Annotated in this window: 21 protein-coding genes; 6 read left to right on the top strand and 15 right to left on the bottom strand. The window is 41.3% G+C overall.

Going from position 1 to position 23,973, the window contains the following annotated elements; genetic code table 11:
- Positions 1–50: 50 nt before the first annotated feature.
- The 3 genes from rbtA to cxpE form a co-directional block, all read right to left on the bottom strand.
- Positions 51–1,871: a rhombotarget A gene (gene rbtA, locus HHA42_RS05955; protein WP_168460151.1), complete on the bottom strand. Its 1,821-nt coding sequence runs from the start codon at positions 1,869–1,871 to the stop codon at positions 51–53.
- 122 nt (positions 1,872–1,993) lie between these two features.
- Positions 1,994–2,698, bottom strand: coding sequence for a DnaA regulatory inactivator Hda (hda, locus tag HHA42_RS05950; protein WP_168460152.1), 705 nt, complete (start codon positions 2,696–2,698; stop codon positions 1,994–1,996).
- A gap of 14 nt (positions 2,699–2,712) precedes the next feature.
- A complete protein-coding gene (gene cxpE / locus HHA42_RS05945; protein ID WP_168460154.1) occupies positions 2,713–3,933 on the bottom strand; it encodes a chloramphenicol efflux transporter CxpE in 1,221 nt (406 codons plus the stop codon).
- A gap of 135 nt (positions 3,934–4,068) precedes the next feature.
- On the opposite strand from cxpE, the gene purM reads away from it, so the two are divergent.
- Positions 4,069–5,139, top strand: coding sequence for a phosphoribosylformylglycinamidine cyclo-ligase (gene purM, locus HHA42_RS05940; RefSeq protein WP_168460155.1), 1,071 nt, complete (start codon positions 4,069–4,071; stop codon positions 5,137–5,139).
- A gap of 10 nt (positions 5,140–5,149) precedes the next feature.
- Positions 5,150–5,779: a phosphoribosylglycinamide formyltransferase gene (gene purN / locus HHA42_RS05935; RefSeq protein WP_168460156.1), complete on the top strand. Its 630-nt coding sequence runs from the start codon at positions 5,150–5,152 to the stop codon at positions 5,777–5,779.
- A 79-nt stretch (positions 5,780–5,858) separates the two neighbouring features.
- Here the strand turns inward: purN and HHA42_RS05930 are convergent, their stop codons facing one another.
- Both HHA42_RS05930 and sppA read right to left on the bottom strand, forming a co-directional pair.
- Positions 5,859–6,677: an alpha/beta hydrolase gene (locus HHA42_RS05930; RefSeq protein ID WP_168460157.1), complete on the bottom strand. Its 819-nt coding sequence runs from the start codon at positions 6,675–6,677 to the stop codon at positions 5,859–5,861.
- Positions 6,674–7,696: a signal peptide peptidase SppA gene (gene sppA / locus HHA42_RS05925; RefSeq protein WP_168525759.1), complete on the bottom strand. Its 1,023-nt coding sequence runs from the start codon at positions 7,694–7,696 to the stop codon at positions 6,674–6,676. The genes HHA42_RS05930 and sppA overlap by 4 nt, the downstream gene beginning before the upstream one ends.
- 127 nt (positions 7,697–7,823) lie before the next feature.
- Between sppA and HHA42_RS05920 the strand changes: the two genes are divergently transcribed.
- Entirely contained in the window at positions 7,824–8,813 is a 990-nt protein-coding gene (locus tag HHA42_RS05920) for a lysophospholipid acyltransferase family protein (protein WP_168525758.1), read from the top strand.
- On the opposite strand, the gene HHA42_RS05915 is transcribed toward HHA42_RS05920, so the two are convergent.
- The 3 genes from HHA42_RS05915 to HHA42_RS05905 form a co-directional block, all read right to left on the bottom strand.
- On the bottom strand, positions 8,770–11,202 hold the full coding sequence (locus HHA42_RS05915; RefSeq protein WP_168525757.1) for a DNA internalization-related competence protein ComEC/Rec2: 2,433 nt from the start codon (positions 11,200–11,202) through the stop codon (positions 8,770–8,772). The two genes, HHA42_RS05920 and HHA42_RS05915, sit on opposite strands and share 44 nt — an antisense overlap.
- A 154-nt stretch (positions 11,203–11,356) precedes the next feature.
- Positions 11,357–12,040 carry a lipoprotein-releasing ABC transporter ATP-binding protein LolD gene (gene lolD, locus HHA42_RS05910; protein ID WP_168460164.1) on the bottom strand — a complete coding sequence of 228 codons (684 nt, stop codon included), beginning with the start codon at positions 12,038–12,040 and terminating at the stop codon, positions 11,357–11,359.
- Positions 12,033–13,268, bottom strand: coding sequence for a lipoprotein-releasing ABC transporter permease subunit (locus tag HHA42_RS05905; protein ID WP_168417760.1), 1,236 nt, complete (start codon positions 13,266–13,268; stop codon positions 12,033–12,035). The genes lolD and HHA42_RS05905 overlap by 8 nt, the downstream gene beginning before the upstream one ends.
- A gap of 25 nt (positions 13,269–13,293) precedes the next feature.
- On the opposite strand from HHA42_RS05905, the gene HHA42_RS05900 reads away from it, so the two are divergent.
- The gene (locus HHA42_RS05900) at positions 13,294–13,866 is read left to right on the top strand and encodes a PilZ domain-containing protein (RefSeq protein ID WP_168460165.1); all 573 of its coding nucleotides are present in this window, start codon (positions 13,294–13,296) and stop codon (positions 13,864–13,866) included.
- Between the two features lie 67 nt (positions 13,867–13,933).
- On the opposite strand, the gene HHA42_RS05895 is transcribed toward HHA42_RS05900, so the two are convergent.
- The gene (locus HHA42_RS05895) at positions 13,934–14,851 is read right to left on the bottom strand and encodes an EamA family transporter (RefSeq protein ID WP_168460166.1); all 918 of its coding nucleotides are present in this window, start codon (positions 14,849–14,851) and stop codon (positions 13,934–13,936) included.
- A gap of 12 nt (positions 14,852–14,863) precedes the next feature.
- Positions 14,864–15,343: a YaiI/YqxD family protein gene (locus HHA42_RS05890; protein ID WP_168417757.1), complete on the bottom strand. Its 480-nt coding sequence runs from the start codon at positions 15,341–15,343 to the stop codon at positions 14,864–14,866.
- Positions 15,344–15,583: 240 nt separating this feature from the next.
- Between HHA42_RS05890 and HHA42_RS05885 the strand changes: the two genes are divergently transcribed.
- Both HHA42_RS05885 and HHA42_RS05880 read left to right on the top strand, forming a co-directional pair.
- Complete coding sequence (locus HHA42_RS05885; RefSeq protein WP_168417756.1) at positions 15,584–16,516, top strand: hypothetical protein; 933 nt, start codon at positions 15,584–15,586, stop codon at positions 16,514–16,516.
- A gap of 420 nt (positions 16,517–16,936) precedes the next feature.
- Entirely contained in the window at positions 16,937–17,077 is a 141-nt protein-coding gene (locus HHA42_RS05880) for a hypothetical protein (protein ID WP_168417755.1), read from the top strand.
- Between the two features lie 103 nt (positions 17,078–17,180).
- Here the strand turns inward: HHA42_RS05880 and serC are convergent, their stop codons facing one another.
- The 5 genes from serC to HHA42_RS05855 form a co-directional block, all read right to left on the bottom strand.
- Positions 17,181–18,260 carry a 3-phosphoserine/phosphohydroxythreonine transaminase gene (serC, locus tag HHA42_RS05875; protein ID WP_168460168.1) on the bottom strand — a complete coding sequence of 360 codons (1,080 nt, stop codon included), beginning with the start codon at positions 18,258–18,260 and terminating at the stop codon, positions 17,181–17,183.
- Between the two features lie 174 nt (positions 18,261–18,434).
- Positions 18,435–18,878, bottom strand: coding sequence for a DUF3887 domain-containing protein (locus HHA42_RS05870; RefSeq protein ID WP_168460169.1), 444 nt, complete (start codon positions 18,876–18,878; stop codon positions 18,435–18,437).
- Between the two features lie 84 nt (positions 18,879–18,962).
- Entirely contained in the window at positions 18,963–21,944 is a 2,982-nt protein-coding gene (gene gyrA, locus HHA42_RS05865) for a DNA gyrase subunit A (RefSeq protein WP_168460171.1), read from the bottom strand.
- A gap of 334 nt (positions 21,945–22,278) precedes the next feature.
- Complete coding sequence (locus tag HHA42_RS05860) at positions 22,279–22,929, bottom strand: hypothetical protein (protein WP_168525755.1); 651 nt, start codon at positions 22,927–22,929, stop codon at positions 22,279–22,281.
- A gap of 179 nt (positions 22,930–23,108) precedes the next feature.
- On the bottom strand, positions 23,109–23,973 hold an 865-nt coding region (locus HHA42_RS05855; RefSeq protein ID WP_168525753.1), incomplete at its 5' end, for an FAD-binding protein.

Below are 23,973 nucleotides of genomic sequence, written 5' to 3'. Positions count from 1 at the left end.
AGCACCATTATCCCTAACAGTGTTTTTTTATTATTTTTCATATTTATCCTTTATGCTTTTTTACGGCGTAAACCTAACAAGCCCAATAAAGCCATTAATCCGTAAGCGCTCCACGCACCACCTGAAACATTTAATTTATCGCTTTCCATGCGATTTTCATGTTCTTGTATGACTTGAACTTTCACTTCCATATAAGGAGAAGTACTATTAAAACGCGTTGTGCTCGTGACCAGTTTAATTTTAAAAACATCTGCCCCATGCCAAGCAGAATCTGGTGTGTAAACCAAGTTGCCAGACTCATCAATCGTCAGCTTACCTTTAGAGCGGGTATCTAATTGTTCAATTTGTACACATCCGGCTTGCCAAGGCTGCCCTGTTGGATTCGTCGGATAGACTTGATCACAAAACTCTTTAGGCACAAGGTCACTGTCACCGAGCAAGTCACTCACTGTCATTTTTGCAATTTGACCAGCCAGAATATCTTGACCGATTAAGCCTCTAGATGCAGGCACCATTACCTCAATTGCACCGCGATCGCATAACGTACTATCAAATTCACGTTGCATCCCACGCTGATCGGCTGATGTACACCCCTGCATAGGCAACCCTGCTTTAGCAAGTTGACCTTTATTCACCACTAGAGAATCTTGCAAACTTTGATCAGTCAGCAATACACGCGGACGAATAAAACCTAAGAACGCATTTTCAGGCACATGGTATGGACAAAATAAGGCCGCAGCATCTTCGCTCAGTGTTTTACATGCCCCTTCAAGCATATTGCCTGCGAATATGGTATTACCTGTCCATACGCTGTTTGGATAATTCGCATCACCCGTACTGCAACCTGCACCAACTAGATTATTTTGTAATACGGTGGCATCTGAACCTGCTTGGGTACAATTATAAGCCATGCTATTCACTGGATGTGGGTTCGCCAAAACAATACTGTTCGCTACATAGCCTTTACCCAAAGGGGCATTTAAATAAATACCGCGCGTGTTCCCCAGGATGCTGACATTATTAACACCAATACCATCAAGGACATTCAACACATACCCTTCATTAGCAATAAAGGTACTACTTGTCACCTTATTCACATCATTTGAAAAAACTTGGGTATTTTCATCTGCTGTGCTGCTAGCTGCATATAAATTGGCAGAGTTTGAATTCGTAGTTTTATTGCTCTTAAAAACCGATGAAGTTACTGTAAAATTAGGAATTTTACTATAAATGGCACCGCCATCTTGCGCTTGGTTATTTTCAAACAGGCTATTTTTTACCTGCATTAAGCCTCTAACAACACGATCAAGATCAGTAGTGATTTGCGCCAAGTTATAAATTGCACCACCTTGATTGGCAATACCTTTACTCAGCTTTACGTACTCTAAATTTAAATTTTCATTATTCAGAATTAAACCGCCTTGTTCCTGACGGCAGCGCTCCTCTCCACAGCCTTCTAATGTCAGCTCTTTCAGTGACACATTTACGAAACGATCCTGGCTATCATCAACATGGAAAATCCGACCATTCCCACGCATTTGAATAATGGCATTATTTAATCCTGGCGAGGTTTTGTCATTAAAACTACTGTCATAAGTGGTTTTTATTTCCAGGCTTTCAGTAATTTTAAGTTGCTGATCTAACTGATAAATCGCTTTTTTTTCTAATAAAATCACATTGGAGGCATTTTCACCACCACATCCCAAATGGCCTTGTTCAGGCTTTCCTAAATTAATATATTCAACGGCTTCACGCAAAGAACATTGTTGATCATCTGCTTTTGTGTCTGCAGTGGTGGTGACAATGATATTACTACTATATGCATGACCTGCGATAAACAGCATACCAATGCCGATGCTCTGCTTGAGCATAAGCGTACTCCTTGTAATTTTCTTTGTTTTTTTTCTTCTTTAGTTGCAAATTCCCTGCAACTTCGAATTATTTTCCCAATAATTTCGCACAGCTCGAGCAAATTCTCAAGTAATTTTAATTTTTACCGATATTCGTCAATCAGCGCATAAATCTGACGCAAATTGGCGCCACTTAATTTTGTTTTTTCTCCTTTGAGTAATTGCACCAACTGCTCAAGGTTTTGCAGCAAGATAGAAGTTTGTTGTGGCCCATGCAATAACAAATAATCAATAATTTGTGGATCAATCAGGATGCCACGACGTTCCAGCACCGAACTCACCAGTGCTTGTCGGTCTGCATATAAACTGCCCGAAGGTACTTTAACACTCACCGCTTGCGTCAAACGTGATTGTAAATCGGGTAATTCCAACTTCAATTCAATCGGTGCAAAACGGGAGGAAAATACCAACTGACCACCCACTTCATTACTGTAGTTGATTAAATGAAAAACTGCACGTTGCCAATGTGGCACACCGCTAATCGCTTCAATATCATCTAAAGCCACCAAGTCATAGCGATCTAAAGACGTGATTGCTTCGGTTGGGGCATCGAGCAACTCAAGTAAAGACACTTTAATGGCAGATTTGCCAATTTCTAAATATGAATCACAAATTGCAGACAGCAAATGACTTTTACCTGTACCTGCACCACCATAGACATAAAAACGATTGACCAGTCCTGCATGAAGCTGTCGTACTGCATCAATGACGTGCCCCCAACCCGGACCAGAAAAATCACTGATCCGTGCATCTAATTGAGGCTCGATGTCTAACTGCAGTTGACGCATATAACTGTAATCACCTAGGAGTCTGGCTGATCTGAGGGTTTTATCTTACTTGATTTTTCAGTCTGTTGCAGTGAATTTGCAGCATGAGGGTCAAGTTCGATATCAATATGCACTTGTGAGGTTTCAATACTAATATCACCCGATACTGCATCTTCAGACACCACCACAGGTTGTCCATATAAGTAACTTTTTTCGTAATAATCACGCAAATGACGAAGCAGGACCACAATCACCGCAGCAACTGGCAAGGCAATCAACATCCCCATAAAACCTGCGAGCTGCGCACCTGCCAAAACTGCGAAAACCACCGCAACAGGTGAAAGTCCAATTTTGTCACCCAATAAAAATGGTTGCAGAATGTAGCCTTCCACGGCCTGCCCAATCATGAACACCACCAGCACCAAGACCAATTGCATCCAATCAATCCCAAATTGCAGGAAAGTGGCAATGATTGCAGCAACAATTCCTACGGCAAAACCCAAATATGGAATAATACTGGCCAGACCAGCAATCATGCCAATAATTAAGCCAACCTCTAAACCAATCAGTTGTAGACCTGTGGCATAGACCACACCCAACAAAATCATCACCAAAAACTGACCTTTCACAAATGCGCCTAAAACACTGTGACATTCTTGCACCACAGTCAAAGTGCTTTGCTCATACGGACGTGGAATTAAACGACGTAAACTGTCGAGCATGCGCTGCCAATCCAACAGGAAATAGAAAGCGATAATTGGAATAAGTACGACCGTCCCCCCAATCTGGATAAAATTCAGTCCAGACTGTGCAACACGCAAGGCCATTGCTTGAATGCTATCGGCACTGTAATTGGTCTGCACATAATCCATCACAATTGTGGTCATGTGCGTAGTATCAATTTCCATTTCTTCAATATTGAAGGTGGACGACACCCAAGGCAAAAAGGTCGAATTAATCCAGTTAATACCTACAGGAATACTGTCACGCGCAATAATCAACTGTTTCCAAACCAATGGAATGATGTACCAAACAGCAAGCGTCAGCGCGATACCAATTCCAATAAATACAATACTGATTGACAACCAGCGCGGCAAACCGACTTTGCACAAGTTTTCCACCAATGGACTAAATAAATAGGCCATGAAAAATGCGACCACAAAAGGAATGACAACCGGTTTTAATAAGTACAGCACCCAAAGGAGCAGAACTATCCCAGACAGGATAAAAATGCGACGCAAGGTACGATCGACCATAGAAATTCGCCTTTTTTCAGTTTATTCGTTATAGAAGCTAAAATATTTGAATAAAGATAGCATTTTGGCGCATAAATAACATAAGAGTTTCGTATATTCAGGTATAATCGGCCCCGCGAATGCGGAGACTTCATTATGAGCAACTCAACTTCTAACCCTACCACTGGTTTAAGCTATAAAGATGCTGGTGTCGATATTGAAGCGGGCGACGCGTTAGTCGATCGTATCAAATCTGTTGCTAAGCGTACTACTCGTCCTGAAGTGATGGGTGGATTAGGTGGCTTTGGCGCACTTTGTAAAATTCCGAAAGGTTATGAAGAACCTGTCCTCGTATCTGGCACAGATGGTGTAGGGACTAAATTACGTTTAGCGTTGAACCTAAATCGCCACGACACCATTGGTCAAGACTTAGTCGCAATGTGTGTAAACGATTTGCTGGTATGTGGTGCTGAACCTTTATTCTTCCTCGACTACTATGCAACAGGTCACTTAAATGTAGACGTTGCTGCCAATGTTGTGACAGGTATTGGTAAAGGCTGTGAGCTTGCAGGCTGTGCGCTTGTAGGTGGTGAAACAGCAGAAATGCCAGGCATGTATGAAGGTGAAGATTACGATCTTGCAGGCTTCTGTGTGGGCGTGGTTGAGCAAAGCAAAATTATTGATGGCTCTAAAGTAAAAGCGGGTGACGTTTTAATTGGTGTTGCATCTTCAGGCGCGCACTCGAACGGTTACTCTTTACTTCGTAAAATTTTAGACGTAAAAAATGTTGATTTAACTCAACTGGTTGATGGTCGTCCACTTGCTGACGTTGCCATGGAACCAACACGCATTTATGTTAAATCTATGCTTGAATTATGCAAACAAGTAGATGTGCATGCTATGGCACACATCACTGGTGGCGGCCTACCTGGGAACTTGCCTCGCGTATTGCCAAATGGTGCACAAGCAGTGATTGATGAATCTTCTTGGGAATGGCCTGAACTATTCAAACTATTACAACGCGAAGGTGGTGTAGAACAGTTTGAAATGTATCGTACCTTTAACTGTGGTGTAGGGATGGTTGTTGCAGTAGATGCCAATGATGCAGACAAAACTGTAGCACTTCTCAACAGCTTAGGCGAAAAAGCATGGGTAATGGGTCGCATTCAAGACAATGCCGAATCTGTTGAAGGCGCAGATGAAAAAATTCGCGTAATTTTTGCGTGATTCAACACCCATGATCAAAATAGCTGTTCTTGTTTCAGGCAGCGGAAGTAACCTACAAGCCCTGATAGATGCCAATCTTTCAGGGCAAATTGTTGGGGTTATTTCCAATAAGCCTGATGCCTATGCCCTCACCCGTGCGCAAAATGCAGGTATTCCAACCGCAGTCATTGAACATAAGCAATACCCTGACCGTGAAACCTTTGATGAGGTGATGCATCAGCAATTGCTGGCCTGGAATGTCGATTTAGTTGTTCTTGCGGGCTTTATGCGAATTTTAAGTGCCAAGTTTGTGCAGGCTTGGGAAGGAAAAATGCTCAACATTCATCCTTCACTCTTGCCACATTATAAGGGCATGCATACCCATCAACGTGTCCTCAATACTGGTGATACCTTGCATGGCTGTACAGTCCATTATGTCACAGCCGAACTAGATGCAGGTCCAGCACTCGCACAAGGTGTATTACAGGTAAATCTGCATGACACTCCTGAAAGTTTGGCCAACCGCGTACATGTATTGGAACATTTAATTTACCCACAAGTGGTTGAATGGATTTGCAATGGTAGCCTTGAACACACCGCGCAAGGCGTGATGTATCGTCAGCAGCTGTTACAGCAACCAGTACAGTTTTGCCGTGTTTAAGCAATTGGCTTAATGGATACAAAATAAAAAACGCCTGTTATCAGGCGTTTTTTTATACACGATGCAAACAAGTATCTTTTTACACCACGCTTGCTTTTGTTTGCTGGGCTTGAATTAAGTCTTTAATCAGCTGCGCAGTCTCTATAGGCTTTTCTAAGGGGAACATGTGCCCGCCTGCCGTAACCTGATACGGTATCCCAAATTTCTTAGAAGTAATCTGTGGAAAACCAGGCTTTAAAAATGGCCCTTTTTCTGCAATTACCAATTGCATTGGCACTTGCGGCTTAGACTGCGGCAACCACCAAAGCGATGGATTGGTTCTGAAGATATTGACTTCATCCATTTTTGGAATGGTCAACTCTACCCCACCACGCACACTGTCTTCTGTTAACGCAAAATCAATATAGGCCTGAAAACAGTCTGCATCAAAGTCTTTGTAAAAACCTTTAGGACGCAATAATTCTGCAGCCTGCGCACGGCTCTCCCAATGATCACGACGTCGCAAAGACAAAGCTGCGGGTGACATTTGATCAACCGCTTTGAGTTTCAACATTTTAGCAAAATGCAAAAACACTGAAGCCTTACCCATAATTAAAGGTGGATCGAGCATAATCACTTGCTCAAACAACTCAGGACGTTGCAAAGCTGCTTGAAAAGACAAGACCGCACCTAAAGAATGTCCCAACGCTATGACTTTACGGCCTTGCGATTGACGTACAATACTGTCAATCACTTGCTGGGTTAAGCTATGCCAATGGTTATCAATTGGATAACGCTTATCTGGCCCTAGCAACGGGACATCAATCACATCGTAATCATCTTTAAGTGAATCAAAGAGTTTTTGATAGACCTTTGATGGCACACCATTGGCATGTGCAAAATGAATCAGTGGTTTCATTGTAATTTCGCGTTTTGCTCAGTCTGAAGCTGTTGAGAAATTGAAGTGGCAAAACCCTCTCCCACTGCGGCCCCCATACGACCTAATACAGAGTCTAAAGGACTATGTTCAATCGTATAATTCACAGCTTTATCAAGGTTTAAATCACGCTTTAGGCTATTTAGACTACCAATTTTATCGGCAATTCCCAGTGTAACTGCTTGCTCACCTGTCCAGAATAAACCAGAGAAAATTGCAGGATCTTGTGATTTCAGTTTCGCACCACGTCCATCTTTCACTGCTTGAATAAAATGACCATGCACATTATCCAATACTGCTTGTACATGCTTTTTCTGTGCAGGATCGACAGGTTGCGTCATCGACAACAAGGCTTTGTTTTCACCCGAGGTCATGGTGCGATCTTCCACACCCAGTTTTTGCATTAAACCACTCAGGCCGTAATTTGGCATAATTACGCCAATTGAACCCACCAAACTAGATGGATTGACAATAATTTCATCTGCAGCAGAGGCAATATAATAAGCACCCGAAGCACCAGTATCGCCAATGACAGCATACAGTTTTTTATCCTGATGCTGTTTTTTCAGATATTGAATTTCTTGCCAGATTTCATCGGACTGTACAGGTGAGCCGCCAGGTGAATTAATGTTCAGCACTACGGCTTTACTATTGCTATTTTCATAGGCTTTTTTCAGCGACTTAATGGTGTCGTTGCTGTTCACACTTTGCTTATCTGATGCAATCGTTCCAACAATATCGACCACTGCAATGTGCGGACTCGCTGCAGATGGATTCGTCGTCGTGGTACTGCAACCTTTGCCCATAATGACCAAGAGCAAAAAAACATAGGCAAAAGTTAAAAACTTAAAGAAAATTCCCCAACGGCGTGCACGACGTTGTTCTTCAACTGAGGCTAAAACTGCTTTTTCTAATAGTTTCCACTCATTGCCTGTTGGCTGCTGCGCATGTGATGGGATTTGCTGTGATTCATTTTGTGGTTTTGGTGGCCAATCGGACATGAAACAATCCAAAAAATAGTAAATTTGCTCCATTATATACACGGAATTGGCAAAAACTGTCTAAAGCCTGTATTTTCTCCTATAATATTTCGCATCTTTATTCTTTTGACCAATTGACGCTGTCGTTATGACCCAACCTGCACCTACAACGTCTTTATCGCGCTTGCTGCATTTTGTCAGTCGTCAACCTTTGTCTGTTGCGCGTGTTTTTGCCAAATCGTTGGCTTTTTTGGTCAATCGTCTACGTTTAAGTAAAACCTCACAAACCATTGAACTGAATTTACAAATTGCACTTCCTGAATTAGACGCTCAGCAACGTAAACTCGTTACCCAACAAGCGATTCGTAACGAACTCACCTCTTATTTTGAGTTTTTTCATATTTGGGGCTCAAGCAATCAAAAGAATATTCAAAGAATTCATCAAGTACACGGTTTAGATTTATTACAAGAAGCACTTGCCCAACAAAAAGGCGTGGTGTTGATTGTGCCGCATTTTGGCACTTGGGAAATTATGAATGCATGGATTGCACAATTTACCCCAATGACCATTATGTATAAGCCAGTGAAAAATCCTGCTGCAGATGACTTTGTTCGTCAGGCACGTAGCCGTGAACAGGCGAATTTAGTTCCAACCGATGAGTCTGGCGTGCGTCAGATTTTTAAAGCCCTGAAACAAGGCAGTACTACGGTGATTCTGCCTGATCATACTCCCAATGTGGGCGGTGAAATGATTCCATTTTTTGGCATCCCTTTGGAATCGAGCAATTTAAGTGCCAAACTAATTCAAAAAACTAAAGCCAGCGCCCTACTTTTATATGCATTGAGAAATGAAAATCAGGGTTTTGATATTCATATCGAAGCGATTGACGAACAAATTTATGAAAGTCATGCCAATGCTGGTACAGCAATTATTCACCGTGAAATTGAAGACCTAATTCGTCGTTATCCTGCGCATTATCATTGGAGTTATAAACGATACAAAGCCCATCCAGATTTACGCGGGGTTTATCACAAGCCTACGCATGAAGCCTTGGCTGATGTTCAAGCTGTGCGCATGCAAGCTCAGAATCAAGTTAACGCTGCAGCCACAACTTTTGTTGCCGATACGGCTGTATAAGCATGCGTTGTGGCGCATCTAAATAAAAACGTAAACTTCCATGCTGAGCCGTATACATGAATGCAATATTCAGATCGACCAAACGTTGCTCAACGATAGGGCTAGGATGCCCATAACGATTGTCAAAACCTGCCGATGCCACAGCCAGTTTAGGCCGAAAATGTGCTAAAAAATCATAAGCAGAGCTGTGTTTACTGCCATGATGACCCAAAATTAAAACATCCACGTTTAAATCAGGATAATCCTGTAAAATTTGATATTCAGTTGCCCAGCCTGTATCGGCCATCAGCAAAAAGTCCTGATAAGGTTGTGCATTTGGCACATGAATATGTAGTACACAAGCATATTCATTCTGCTGCTGTGCGGCATACTGCAACTGACTTGGTTTTGGAGAGATTACCTGTACGCGTACTTGATGTGGTAAATCCCATTGTTGCCCTTGGTAACAAAATTCAAACTGGGTATTTTCAGCCACATTCACCGCTTGATTAGCACTAACCTTATGGATATTGATTTCATTTTTCAGATAAGCAAAAGCACCGCTATGATCTTGATCTAAGTGCGTAAGCATCACATGATCTAGCGTACTGACGCCCTGCACAGATAAAAATGGACGTATGATCTGCTGACCGACACTAAACTTGCTTTCATCATAATAGCCGCCCACATCAATCATCATACTGTACGAACCAGAACGCAGAAATACGGCTTGCCCTTGCCCGACATCCAACACCACCAACTCAAACTTTTGTCGTTGCGGATCAATTAAAATGAGGGGGACAAAGCATAAGGCAGCCCAAGTCTTAGGCAAAACTGATTGTGGTAAAAACAGCAACAACAACCCTATACATAAACAAATATAAACTGCAGCCGACATTGCGATGCTAGATAGCTGTGGTGCAAATAAAGCGTCTATGCCTCGAAATATCAGCAACAACAAAGCCAGTAAATTATCATTCAGTTGAAACAATACTGCTGACAATGGCTCAAATAGAAAAAAGCTAAGACCTGCCAAAATATCTAAAGGTACAATCAATAATCCAATGAAAGGAATGGCTACGATATTGCTTAAAGGAGCAATCCAAGAGACTTGCTTAAAAAACACAATCACCAGTGGTAACAAGGCAATGAATATTTTCCATTGCGATTCAACTAAAATTTTAAATCCCTGCCAAAATTGTTGCCAACGACTGAGATAAACACGTTTGGGTTGATGACGCAAGCTCTGATAAATTCGCAGCAAAATAAAACAAGCACCATAAGATAGCCAAAATGCTGCTGACAATACGCTCAAAGGATCTAAATAGAGCAACAAAGCAGCGTTGTAAATCAGTAAGGCAAAACTGCTGATTTTTTGCTTCAGCAGCAACATTATTGTGACGACACTGCACATCAACAAAGTTCTGAGTGCTGGAATTTCAAAACCGACAAATGCCGTGTATAACCCTACACAGCTTAAAAATGGTAACAACAATAGGTATTGTCTGGGCATCCACAAATAGTAATGCGGGCGATAACCCCTAATTAAGCGATCCAAACCCCAACACAGCATTGCCGCAAAAATCAGTACGTGCGGCCCCGAAATTGCCAGTAAATGACTAATCCCAAAGCGTTGAAATTGATCTTCAATTTCACTAGATAACAGACTTTTATCGCCCGTGAGTAACGCTAAAAGCAGACCTTTATGTTGTAGAGACTGCTGTTGAATAAATGCTCGAATTTGATAACGCTGCTGTTCTATCCACAGTCGAAATTTTGCCCAAAGCGTGTGTTGTGCACGCCAATGCTTGCTCAAACCCATGCTATAAATCTGTTCGGCAGAAATAGGCTGGACATGAGTTACCCGAAAATTACCCATGATATTTTGCTGTAAATACCATTGCTCTACATCAAATACTCCTGCAGTCGCATAGCTATGCGCAGGGTAAACCGTACCACTGAATTTATAATACCGACCTAATTCTAAGTCGGGTAATACAGAGTTTTGAGCTAAAGTCGCAAGCCATGTGACTGTTTGTGGATGTCGATTCAGCACCTCAACAGGTTGTGAAACACTGTTGTCTTTTAACTGATTTAATTGACGTACATAGACGATGACCTCTGCTGTGTCACGTTGCAGTTCACGCCACTGCATTCGCTGCTGTAACTGTGAATCTGCGTAAAGCCAGCCTAAAATAAAACACAATAGACTGGCCAAAACCCCATTCAATAATTTCCAGTACACGGAAGGCAAACGTTGCTGCACATAAACTTGCAGCCCAATACACAATATAAAAATGAATACCAGCACGCGTGGTAATGCGTTTAGAGTATCAAAAGGAAAAAATGAAGTACGTATTCCAACACAGGCAATTCCCATTACCCAAGCTAGCCCAATAAATTGCAGCATGAAAATTCAGTTTATTATTTTTATTGGCAAGCATCATAAAGCCCGCCGAAGCGGGCTTCAATAAAAGAGTCTTATTCCACTAATGTAGCTTAGCTCAAGTATCCACAGTGACCTACGTTAAGGTTAATAAGGGCATGGTCAAATTTAAGAATTTTTAACCATCTACCCAAACACCATCTTGCATGTGCAAAATGATATCGGCAGATTTCGCCAACTCTTCATCGTGAGTCACAATCAACATAGCCATGTTCATTTCACTACGCAATTCACGCAGAAGTTCAAACACTTTGACTGCAGTTTTACGGTCTAAATTACCTGTGGGTTCATCGGCAAGCATCAGTGCAGGTTTGGCGACCAAAGCACGTGCTAAGGCAACACGCTGACGTTCCCCACCCGACAATTCGCCAGGTTTATGGGTTAAACGGTGTGATAAACCGACACGTTCTAGCAAGTATTCTGCCTGTGCTTTCACTTCTTTAAATTGCGTACCTGCACGTAACATCAGCGGCATTGCAACATTTTCTAACGCAGTAAACTCAGGCAGCAAATGGTGAAACTGATAGACAAAGCCTAAATACTGATTACGCAGATAACCACGCTCTGCTTCACCTAAATTATCAAAACGCTGCCCATTTAAAAATACCTCACCTGTACTTGGTCGATCTAAACCACCTAACACATGCAGCAAAGTACTTTTCCCTGAACCACTTGCACCCACAATCGACACAAACTGCCCTTGCTGTACCTGTAAATCTAATCCACGAATCACTTCTACAGTAGTTTTGCCATCGGTAAAGTGCTTAGAAACTTGTTTCGCTTCAAGAACAATTTTACTCATAACGCAATGCCTCTGCAGGTTGAATTTTTGCTGCACGTAACGCAGGGTAAATGGTTGCCAAGAAACTTAAAATTAACGACAGACTCACAATCACTACCACATCTTGCCATCTTAAATATGAAGGTAAGTAGTTGATAAAGTAAGCATCAAACAAGTTAAGCCCAAATAGATTATTCAGCCATGCAATAAAGCCACTAATGCTTGAAGCAAAAATAATCCCCAAAATTGCCCCTGACACTGTGCCAATCACCCCAATGACAGTCCCTTGCACCATAAAGATTTTAGTAATGGTACTTGGCGATGCCCCCAAGGTTCTTAAAATTGCAATATCCGACTTTTTATCAGTCACGACCATGACCAATGAAGACACAATATTAAACGCAGCCACCAAAACAATCAGGAATAACAACAGGCTGACCATCGCCTTTTCCATTTGAATGGCACTGAATAAATTACCGTGGGTATAGGTCCAATCCGAAGCATAGAAGTTCGCTGGCAAATCTTGCACAATGTCTTGTGACACTTGTGGCGCGGCAAAAATATCATCCAGTTTTAAACGCACACCTTGTGCACCATCAGGCAAACGCAACAGAGTAGATGCATCATTCAAGGCAATATAGCCCATCATTGAATCAACTTCTGCACCAATACTAAAAATACCTACCACTTTGAAGCGCTTAAAACGTGGTACTACACCTGCTGGTGAGGGTGTCGCTTCAGGCAAAACCAGTGTGATATTGTCATTTAAACCTAAGCCCAAGGCATCGGTCATTTGTTTGCCTAAGACAATACCAAACTCACCTTTTTTAAGATTATCGATACTGCCTGCAACCATATGGTTTTGAATAATCGAAACTTTCTTTTCGTATTCGGGTTCAATCCCCGTCACCATAATGCCCGAAACCTGACCTTGCGCAGTTAACATGCCTTGTAATTGGGTAAATGGAGCAGCCCCAACTACATGCTTATGCTGCTCAACTTTCGTTGCAAGTTCTGGCCAATTTGTTAAAATTTGTGTTGATGAAACAGTGGCTTGAGGTATCATTCCCAAGACACGATTTTTTAACTCGCGATCAAAACCATTCATCACCGAAAGTACGGTAATGAGGACGGCAACACCCAAAGTTAGACCGATCATTGAAACTAAGGCAATAAAAGAAATAAAGTGGTTACTGCGCCGTGCGCGCGTATATCTCAACCCTATATATAGCGAGATTGGTTTAAACATACCATCTAGTCCGAGGTAATACATTATGGAAAATTTACAGCATCAAAGTGTCCCGTCCGAACGTCGTGTAATGTCACGAATTGATGCTGCCTTAAGAATCAATTATCAGATCATTTCAGACGATGTTGCCTTAAATGACCCTTACGATCCTAATTTTGTTTTACCGCGTTATTTTCTACTACTCGCAGAATTAGATCAATTTGATCATGCCCTAAACTACGAATTAGAACAATTAACTGAAAAAGATCAACAAATTGCTCGAATCTTATCCTTATTCAACCAAAAATTAAACCTTATTACGGGGTCTTTGTACGATGCAATTGTACAAAGCATGTTACCTGTGCCTGAACAGGTCAATTTTTCAGAAAGTGGTTTGAGCTTTTATAGTGACCGTGAATTAAATTCGGGCAGTTATATTCATGTCACGCTCAGCCATCCTGAAAATTTCTTTCATATCGCGGCAACTGCCCAAGTGGTGTATAGCCGTGAGGAAGAAAATGGCCAATATCGCACAGGTGCGTATTTTATTACCTTACACCCTCAAGACCGCGTCAAACTTACCGAAGCTGTCGCAATAAAACAAGGTAAAGATATCTGAGTAAAGCCTAACAAAATACAATTAAAAAGAAAGTGACTTTCAAATTCTATGTAGCTTTAAGCCTTGTTTAAGATGGTGATGATGATTTTATTTTTTGTGCCAAGCTGCGGCTGGTTTTTAAATCACGATAAAAATACAGGAATAAGCCTAACAACAATACCGATGCCCCCACAAAAACCATCATGGACAATGCTTCCTGATTAAACAATGCGCCAATCAATAAAGCCAGCATGGGCGTCATCACCGTTGTTAGCGATAAAGTGGTGGCCTGAATATTTTGCACCAACTTAAAATAACAGAACATGGCGATGAGTGAAGCCATGATCACGGTATAGAGCAAAGCGGCCATAGATTTCAAACTTGGCCAAGCTGTCGGAACATCTTGCCAAATAAAAGGCACAATACATAGGGCTGCAATAGTAGACACTAAAATTGAGCCTGTGGCTTGTGCAACAGGTTCAATCTTTGCATTGACCTTTTTAACCCAGAAAATGGACATCGCATAAGTCAGTACACTCAACAGCATTAAAGCAATCCCGACAGGGTGCACATGCTGCGTTTCTCCACCAAAACAAATAATGCCCAATCCAGTAATAGACACTAGCATACCCAACCACTGCAAACGTGCCAAATGCTGCTGAAATACAAAGCGACCAATCAAGCCTGCCATAATTGGCGCAAGTCCAAACATTAAAGCAATAATGCCCGAGCTTAAATAAGCTGTGGCAATGTAGGTAAAAATTTGCGAGCCAATTAAACTAAACGAGCCAGCTAAATAGCTGTGCCATGCCTGTGCATGACATGGAAAATGTACTTTGAATAGCAACAATAAAGTCACCGCCATGGGCAATGCTAGAAAGAACCGTAGCACCAATGCCCACAGCACGGGTAAATCCGACACACTCCACACAATCGCCAAAGGTGTCGTTGCCCAAATGAAAACCAATCCTGCATAGGTCATCATAATATTGGTTTTAGATGGCATATCGGGCTCGTATTAAGCAGTTTTACGTTTTTGCTTTTGAATGGTTTGGTCTAAGCTACTGGAAAACTCACGTTTATCTCGTTCTGAAATGGGTGCAGGTCCACCTGTTTGTACCCCCGCACCACGTAAGGTATCCATAAAATCACGCAAATGCAGCCGTGCTTTCACATTGGCTACCGTATACACTTCACCGCGTGGATGAATCGCAATTCCACCCTTCTCAATCACCTGAGCTGCAAGTGGAATATCCTGAGTGATCACAATGTCATGCGCTTTCATGCGGTCTACAATTTCCTGATCAGCTGCATCTGCACCATGCATGACCTGAATGGAATTGATGCGTACCGAAGGCGTGATGCCCACAGATTGATTGGCAACAAAGGTAACTTCTAGCTGATAACGATCTGAAGCACGTAGAATCACTTCTCTCAGAATTTTAGGCAATGCATCCGCATCGACCCAAAGTTTAAATGGCAGCACAGTACAACCCATCACAATAATATTGAACTAGTGTATCAAACTCACTGCAATACAGCCTGTTTTAAAATTTCAAATTATGCAGATGAAAGCATCCTGCAGACTATTTTTCATTACGATCTCAAATCGCTTTAGCTGATGTTGAATATATCGATGATCTCCTACATTTCTGTGAAATTTCAGCCAAAGACTTGAAAAATCAAAATAACCCTCGATCTAATAGTAAAGAACAGAACCCAACATCTAAAAGTGCTTATGAACAATCAAAATAGACCAGAAATCATCCGCATTGAAGATCAAAACTTCGGTAGCCATGTAGAACATTGGAATTTACTGACGGATGAACCCTGCACTGAAGTTCCAAAATGGTTAGGGCTGGCTCTAGATGCACCAATTATGCCAATGGGTTTGTGTCGCCAAGAATCAGAAATGGATCCTGCAACTTGGCTCATTCAAGGGCCAAGCAAACAAGCGGTACAGTTGGCGCAAGTAATTGCTGTTGAAAATAATAAACCACAAGCTGTTAAAATAGCTTTTCCGTGTTTTGAAAGTCCATACAAAGTCGAAGCCAAAATTGAACGTATAATTTGCTGTAAATCGAATACCCAAGCGGTGCTTAGACTCAATTTAGGCAATAACAGTATTGTATATGCCTTTGATAGTCTCTATAGCGTAAACCACCAGCAATACCAAAAAGACCAAAGCTATTGGGTACATTTAAATGCATGGGCATACGAACTGGAAACCGTGGCCGAAGGTGAACAATTAGTAGTAGATGATCCTGCTTCAATCAAACACCACCGTGCCTTAAATGATATTTTGGCTGCCAATGATGGCGTTGCACCACCAAATTTGCAGGAACAAATTGATGCATGGCAGCCCAAATCTGAAGATGATCAGGCACCTGTCACCGTCGATTTTTCTAAAATGGTGGCATATTTATATGGTGAAAATATTGGTCAGGAAGATGAAGCATGGTTTCAGGGCAACGTGGTTGGCAAAACCAGTTTTGAATTCATGAATCAAAACTATACTGTTTATGATGTCACCCTGATTCATGATGAAAATCAGCCTGCTATTTTGATTCGTATTGCGACTAAAAACCCTGCCCATCAAAATTTTGAAATTGGACAATACATTCGTGGCAACATCTGGATTCAAGCCTACATTCACAATAAAAAACAGTAAGTTATTTATTTAACCTTTCTAATCGCCCATCGATACAATGTATCTAAAAGATGGGCGATTTTTTATTTTATTTAGGGTTAAATCGTTACCTCTATAAAAGAATTGTGGATAAACTGCCGATTATTTAATCGTTTTAAATTCAAAATAGGCTCATTTATCCACAGTTTTAAATTTATTATAAATTCAAAAATCAACTCAATTTAAAATATAAGTTGTGGATAAATTATTTAAAATAGAATTACATCAAATAATCGCAAAGCCTTAAACAGCAAGGATTTGGAAAATCTACTGTAATTATTTCAATATCGATACTTAAATCTGCTTAAAATAAAATTAGTACTTTATTTAATCAATTTTTTATGCTAAAAATATGGCTTACTACATATTTAACGATAAATAGATCATCGGAAAATAATATCTATGAAAATCGTGCAAGAAGAAAACTTACAGCATGTTGAACATCAGTTAGAGCAACGCTACCAACTCGATGCAATGTCTTGCCTATTTTTTGCATTAGGCATGCTGCTCTCTGCTTATGCTTTACACTATTTTGTTTTCTAATATCTAATGTTCTAAGTTGAATTCTCTAAACTGAAGCCAAATACTCACCTTCATTCCAAAAAAAACCCAGCTTTTCAGCTGGGTTTTTGCTTTCGCTGAGCAATTAACCGTGACGTTTTGCAAAGTCATCCATAAAGTTCACGAGAGCTTGCACACCTTCTAATGGCACAGCATTATAAATACTTGCACGCATACCACCCACAGAACGGTGACCTGCCAAATTCAGTAAACGATTGTCTTCGGCTTCTTGCAAAAATGCTTTTTCAAGTGCTGCATCCGCTAACGTAAATGGCACATTCATGATTGAGCGGTTTGCTGTGTAAATTGGATTTGCATAGAAGTCACTTGAATCGATATAGCCATACAACAATCTAGCTTTTTCCAAATTGGCTTGATGAATTTTATCCACACCACCATTTTGCAATAACCACTCAAACACCAAACCAGATAAATACCATGCATAAGTTGCAGGAGTATTCACCATCGAATCATTTTTTGCTTGCGATGAATATTTCAAAATGCTTGGAATTTCTGGCTTAGCTTGATCAAGCAAGTCTTCACGTACAATGACGATGGTTAGACCCGCAGGGCCAATATTTTTTTGCGCACCCGCATAAATTAAACCAAATTTAGATACATCTAAAGGTGCAGATAAAATGCTCGATGAGAAATCGCATACCAATGGCTTATCTGTTTCAGGAATATTGGCAAACTGCAAACCACCAATGGTTTCGTTATCGGCATAATGCACATAAGCAGCATCGGCAGATAAATTCCATTGGCTTTGTTCGCTAATGGCATGTTTGCCTTCAATTTGAATACCCGCTTCTACGACATTGATATCGCCATAGCGCTGCGCTTCTTTTAATGCTTTTTCAGACCAAATTCCTGTATGGATATAATCTGCTTTGTTATTTTTACCCAACAAATTCAACGGAATTGCAGAAAACTGCAACGATGCACCACCCTGTAAGAACAATACTTTGTAGTTCTCAGGAATATTCATTAAAGTGCGTAAATCTGCTTCAGCCTTTTCTGCAACAGCCACATAGTCTTTGCTACGATGGCTCATTTCCATAATGGAAAGTCCCTTGCCATGCCAATCCAGCATTTCAGCTTGGGCTTTTTCTAAAACGGCTGTAGGTAATGCAGCAGGACCAGCACAGAAATTGTACGCGCGCATGATTTTTCCTTATCTATGTGAAACACAATAAAATGATGGCATTTAACCACATCTTGCCCTGACTTGCATAAAATTATTTCAATATCAAATGCCAGATGCAGTCATAAAATCAATCTTTCACAATATTTATTTGTAGCATTCTCAATTCATCATAAAATTTCAGGATAGATCAGTTTACTCACCAAACACCTGAATATTTAAATTCCGAATTTTAGGTTGCTGCGTTGTAGTTGCTGAATTTGCTACAGCATCAAAACTTACATCGTATTGCACCAAGTTTTTAGGATAAGCAATTTCATAACTGATTTTATATTGCTTGCCCTGATTGGCTTGTTGCTCAATTTTCTTAGTCATCAACGTGCGAGAACGCTCTGCATCTTTAGGAATAGACTTGGAAAACTTTTTCATGACCCGTTGATTGTCCTGAAAATACTGCTGCAACTCAGGCTCAAGATGTGTCAAAAACTGCTCATATTCACCATCACGTAATTGATCATAGGCAGCAAAGGCAACCTGTTGTTGTGCCGCCGTTGGTTCAGGCACCTGATCTTGTGATTGCTTACAGCCAACTAAACTCAGCATCGTTGCAGCAAAGATCAAAGCTACTTTTTTCTTCATCGTTGTTTCCATTTTGGCTCTGTAAGAATAAGGACGCCGAAGCGCCCTTATTTCTATCATTTTCTTTGCTCTTAATTGAATTACTTAGTCAGCACTTTCTTGATCATTGGCTGCATCGGTTGGTGTTGCTTCTGCTGCTGTTTCTGAAGTCTCTGAATTTTCTAAATCATCAGTTTCCTGATCTTCAATAAAATCGTCCTCTTCTTCAACTGTCTCAATCGCTTCTACGCCCACCAATGTTTCATTTTCACCCAAGCGAATTAAACGAACACCCTGTGCATTACGGCCTGTTTGCGCTACTTCAGATGCACGCGTACGCACCAAAGTACCACCATCAGAAATCAGCATCAGCTCTTTGCTTTCATCAATGGCAACCGCACCCACCAATTCACCGTTACGTTCCGAGGTTTTGATTGCAATAACCCCTTTACCACCACGTTTTTTAGTTGGGAAATCATCTACAGGCGTACGCTTACCATAACCATTGGCAGAAGCACACAGCACTTCGCCTGTTTCTGGAACAACAACTAAGGACACAATACGACTGATAAATGCTGAATCTGAACTATCTTCATCATCACCATCTACTTCTGCATCTTCGATGTCTTCAACTTGTGCTGAACCAAAGCTGACACGCATACCACGCACACCTTTGGCTGCACGCCCCATTGAACGAACATCGGTTTCTGCAAAACGAATCGCTTTACCTTCATTGGAGAACAACATAATTTGTTGTTCGCCATCAGTAATTGCAACACCAATTAAGGTATCTTCTTCATTCAGTTCAATGGCACGTAAACCATTCGAGCGAACGTTACTGAATTGTTCCAATTCAACACGCTTCACTGTGCCCGATGCTGTTGCCATAAATACATAGAAGTTTTTACGCAATGCTTCTGCTTGTGTAGCAAATTCAGCAATGATTTCATCATCTAGATCGGTTGCAGAAAGCTCCACACCCAATTGTTTTAACTGAACACGCAGTGCATCAGATAAATCATCACCATCTGCAAGCTCAGCAAAAGCAGCTTCTAGTTCAGCATAGTGAGCAGCAATAATGGCATTAGTCTGTAGATGTATCGCATTGGCTTTCACATAGCTACGGAAGTCTGCCAGACGTTCTGTAAATTTCTTCGGTGCATCAATCACAGGTAAAATCGCGGTGATGGTTTCATTGGCATCTAATGGCAACAAGTTCACCATTGGACGACCTTTTGCACCACGTGATGCTTGCGGCACTTCAAACACTTTCAGACGATAGACTTTACCTACATCGGTAAAGCACAGTACTGTTGCGTGGTTAGAGGTCACAATTAAATGCTGTACGTAATCGTCTTCTTTCATTGACGTTGCAGATTTACCACGACCACCACGACGCTGCGCAGCATAATCAGACAATGGCTGAGTTTTCGCATAACCTGTTTGTGAAACAGTCAGAACCACTTGTTCTTCTGGAATTAAATCTTCACGAGAGAAATCGATGCGTGATTCTACAATTTCAGTACGGCGTGCATCGCCATACTGTTGTAAAACCTGCGCCAATTCTTCACGAATCACACCCATCAACAAATTAAAGTCATTCAAAATTGCGGTCAATTCAGCAATCTGTGCCAAAATTTCAGAATATTCTGCATGTAATTTGTCTTGTTCCAGACCTGTTAAACGATGCAGACGTAATTCTAAAATTGCAGTCACTTGCGTAGGTGACAAACGGTAAATCTGTCCCTCCAAACCGAATGGACGATTTGGGTCTTCGCCTTCAATTTCATCTGGACGTACAGATACTGAACCTGCTTTTTCCAATAACGCCACGACACCGCCTGCAGCCCACTCGCCTGCCTGTAAACGCTCGCGCGCTTCGGCTGGGTTGGCAGAAGATTTAATGGTTTCGATGATGGCATCAATATTGGCTAAAGCAACGGTTAAGCCTTCTAAGATATGCCCTCGTTCACGTGCTTTACGCAATTCAAACATGGTACGGCGAGTCACTACTTCTTGGCGGTGACGAATAAATGCCGCAATAATATCTTTTAAGTTCATCAACTTTGGCTGACCATTGTCTAGGCAAACCATGTTGATGCTGAATGAGTTTTCTAATTGCGTATTCAAGAACAGATTGTTCACAATCACTTCAGCGTTTTCACCACGCTTTAAGTCAATTGCAATACGCATCCCTTCCTTATCGGACTCATCACGTAGTTCAGAAATACCTTCGAGTTTCTTTTCTTTTACCAGTTCAGCAATACGCTCAATGGTTTTCGCTTTATTAACCTGATAAGGGATTTCAGTAAAGACGATGGTGGTACGACCAGTTTTTTGATCTTCCTCAAAATGGTACTTACCACGAATATGCAAACGGCCTTTACCTGTACGGTAAGCATCTACAATGCCTGATTTACCGTAAATAATACCGCCTGTAGGGAAGTCTGGACCTGTAATATGTTCCATCAACCCTTCAATAGAAATATTTGGATTGTCTGCATAAGCCAAACACGCATGTACTACTTCGGTCATGTTGTGTGGCGCCATATTGGTCGCCATACCTACCGCAATACCCGCTGCACCGTTCACCAGTAAGTTTGGAATACGGGTTGGCATGACTTGAGGAATACGCTCAGAGCCGTCGTAGTTATCTTCCCAGTCAACTGTGTCTTTTTCTAAATCGGCCAACAGTTCATGGGTTAATTTACGCATACGCACTTCGGTATAACGCATAGCTGCTGCGCTATCGCCATCAATCGAACCGAAGTTACCCTGACCATCGACCAATTGATAACGCAAACTAAAGTCTTGCGCCATACGAACAATGGTTTCATAAACAGCGGAGTCACCATGCGGGTGATATTTACCGATGACGTCACCGACTACACGGGCAGACTTTTTGTAAGCTTTGTTGTAGTCATTGCCCAATTCGTGCATTGCGAATAGCACACGACGATGCACAGGTTTTAGACCATCTCGTACATCTGGCAGCGCACGTGACACAATCACGCTCATCGCATAGTCTAAATACGAGTGCTTGAGTTCATCCTCAATGGCAATCGGTCTAATTTCCGATACGCTCATGCATACTCCTTATTCTGCAAACAAATTTTGCTTGCATTTTATATGTCGTAAAACTTGCAAATGATTAGCCTGAAATGCAGGCTAAAAATAAAATACAGCGAAAAATTATAGCATATACACCTGTGTTTTTGTGCTTTAGAGATGATCTTAATCTTGTTAATTTACTTAAATTTAGTGATGTTTTTTTATACTAATTTAAAAATTAAATTTATATAGCTTGGTCCACTTTTATCCGAATATATTCAATATGATTTTTGCATTATTAATTTAAAAAAACACATCAACTTTTCTATAGACTAACGTGCTTGAACCAGCAAAGGATGTTGCGATCAGACTAGTTAAGTATTTTCCTGTAACTCGTGACTGCAACCACCAGCAAAATAGGCAATAGCATCTCTACGCCTTCTTCAATGGTCATAATAATGACCTCGGTATGCTGCATCAGCTTGATATTAAAGTCTTCATTTAAAGTCGAGCTGGTACGGTCCAACAGCTTGCTCAAACCACCACACAATACCGTCAAGGCAATAAACAGGTAGGCAATATTCGGATTCGACTTAAATTGACGAATGGCCTGCACAAAAATCTTGGCCAGATTGAAAAATACGAAAATAATCGCCAACAGCAAGATAAAACCTAACAGCTTGTCCATAAAAGGAATTTCTGCACTGCGATAAAAATTGGTTTTAATAAAGCTGTCATCGAATAGACGTTTATGAAAATCCATTTCCCTTAAGCCCAACAGCGCAGCGCCCAAAGCGGTAAAAATACGTGTCTTTAACTTCAGCTCCGTATTCAGCACACACAGTACAGCCAGCAAATACCAGAGCCAGGCACTAAAGGTCTCAAACGGTCCCGACTCGCTAAACAGGAATTGAGTCACTTGAACAGGTGCAAATAAGGCGGTATGAACACAAACACCAATATAAATGCCGATCAGCAGAAAACTGATAAATAAGATGTGAGCAGTTTTGGACAGGGACATTACAACGCGGGATAAAAAATGAAAGGCGAATTCTATCACTTTTCACTCAAATGAAACACAAATCTTTTATAAGGCACAGTCATCCTTATTTTCAGGCATAAAAAACGCCCCTGAACAAAACAGCAAAGTAATACTTTTACTGCTTGCGCAAGAGCGTCTTTTTAACCGAAGTTCAGGAATTAGATTTTAGAAACCAATTCTGGAACAACAGTGTTCAAATCACCCACTAACCAGTAGTCTGCTACTGCATTAATTGGTGCTTCTTCGTCTTTGTTGATTGCAACAATCACTTTAGAGTCTTTCATACCTGCCAAGTGCTGAATCGCACCTGAGATACCTACAGCGATGTACAAATCAGGTGCAACGATTTTACCTGTTTGACCAACTTGCATGTCGTTAGGAACGAAGCCCGCATCAACCGCTGCACGTGAAGCACCTTGTGCTGCACCAAGTTTGTCCGCTAATGGATCGAGTACTTTGTGATAGTTCTCACCAGAACCTACACCACGACCACCTGAAACCACAATACGCGCTGCTGTTAATTCTGGACGCTCTGATTTCACAATTTCTTCAGATACGAACTTAGATATACCCGCATCACCTTGTGATGCAGCAGCTTCAACTGCAGCTGAACCACCTTCTGCAGCGACAGGATCAAATGCTGTACCACGTACAGTACCCACCACAATCGCTTCTGAAGATTCTACAGTCGCAATTGCGTTACCTGCATAAATTGGACGCTTGAATGTTTTTGCAGAATCTACAGCTACGATGTCTGTGATCATGCTGACATCAAGAAGTGCAGCCGCACGCGGTAAAATGTTTTTACCTGTTGTTGTAGAAGCAGCAAGGATATGGCTATAACCTTTGCCTAACTCTGCAACAAGTTTTGCAACGTTTTCAGCCAATTGATTTGCATAAGCAGCATCATCAGCAAGCAATACTTTGCTTACGCCTGCAACTTTAGCTGCTTGGTCTGCAACTGCTTGTGCACCAGAACCCGCAACCAATACAGTGATATCACCACCGATTTTTTGAGCTGCA

The organism is Acinetobacter sp. A3, assembly GCF_012371415.1.
Classification (GTDB): Bacteria; Pseudomonadota; Gammaproteobacteria; order Pseudomonadales; family Moraxellaceae; genus Acinetobacter.
Note: the sequence above shows the minus strand (reverse complement) of the source record. Positions and strands in the feature narration are given on the sequence as shown.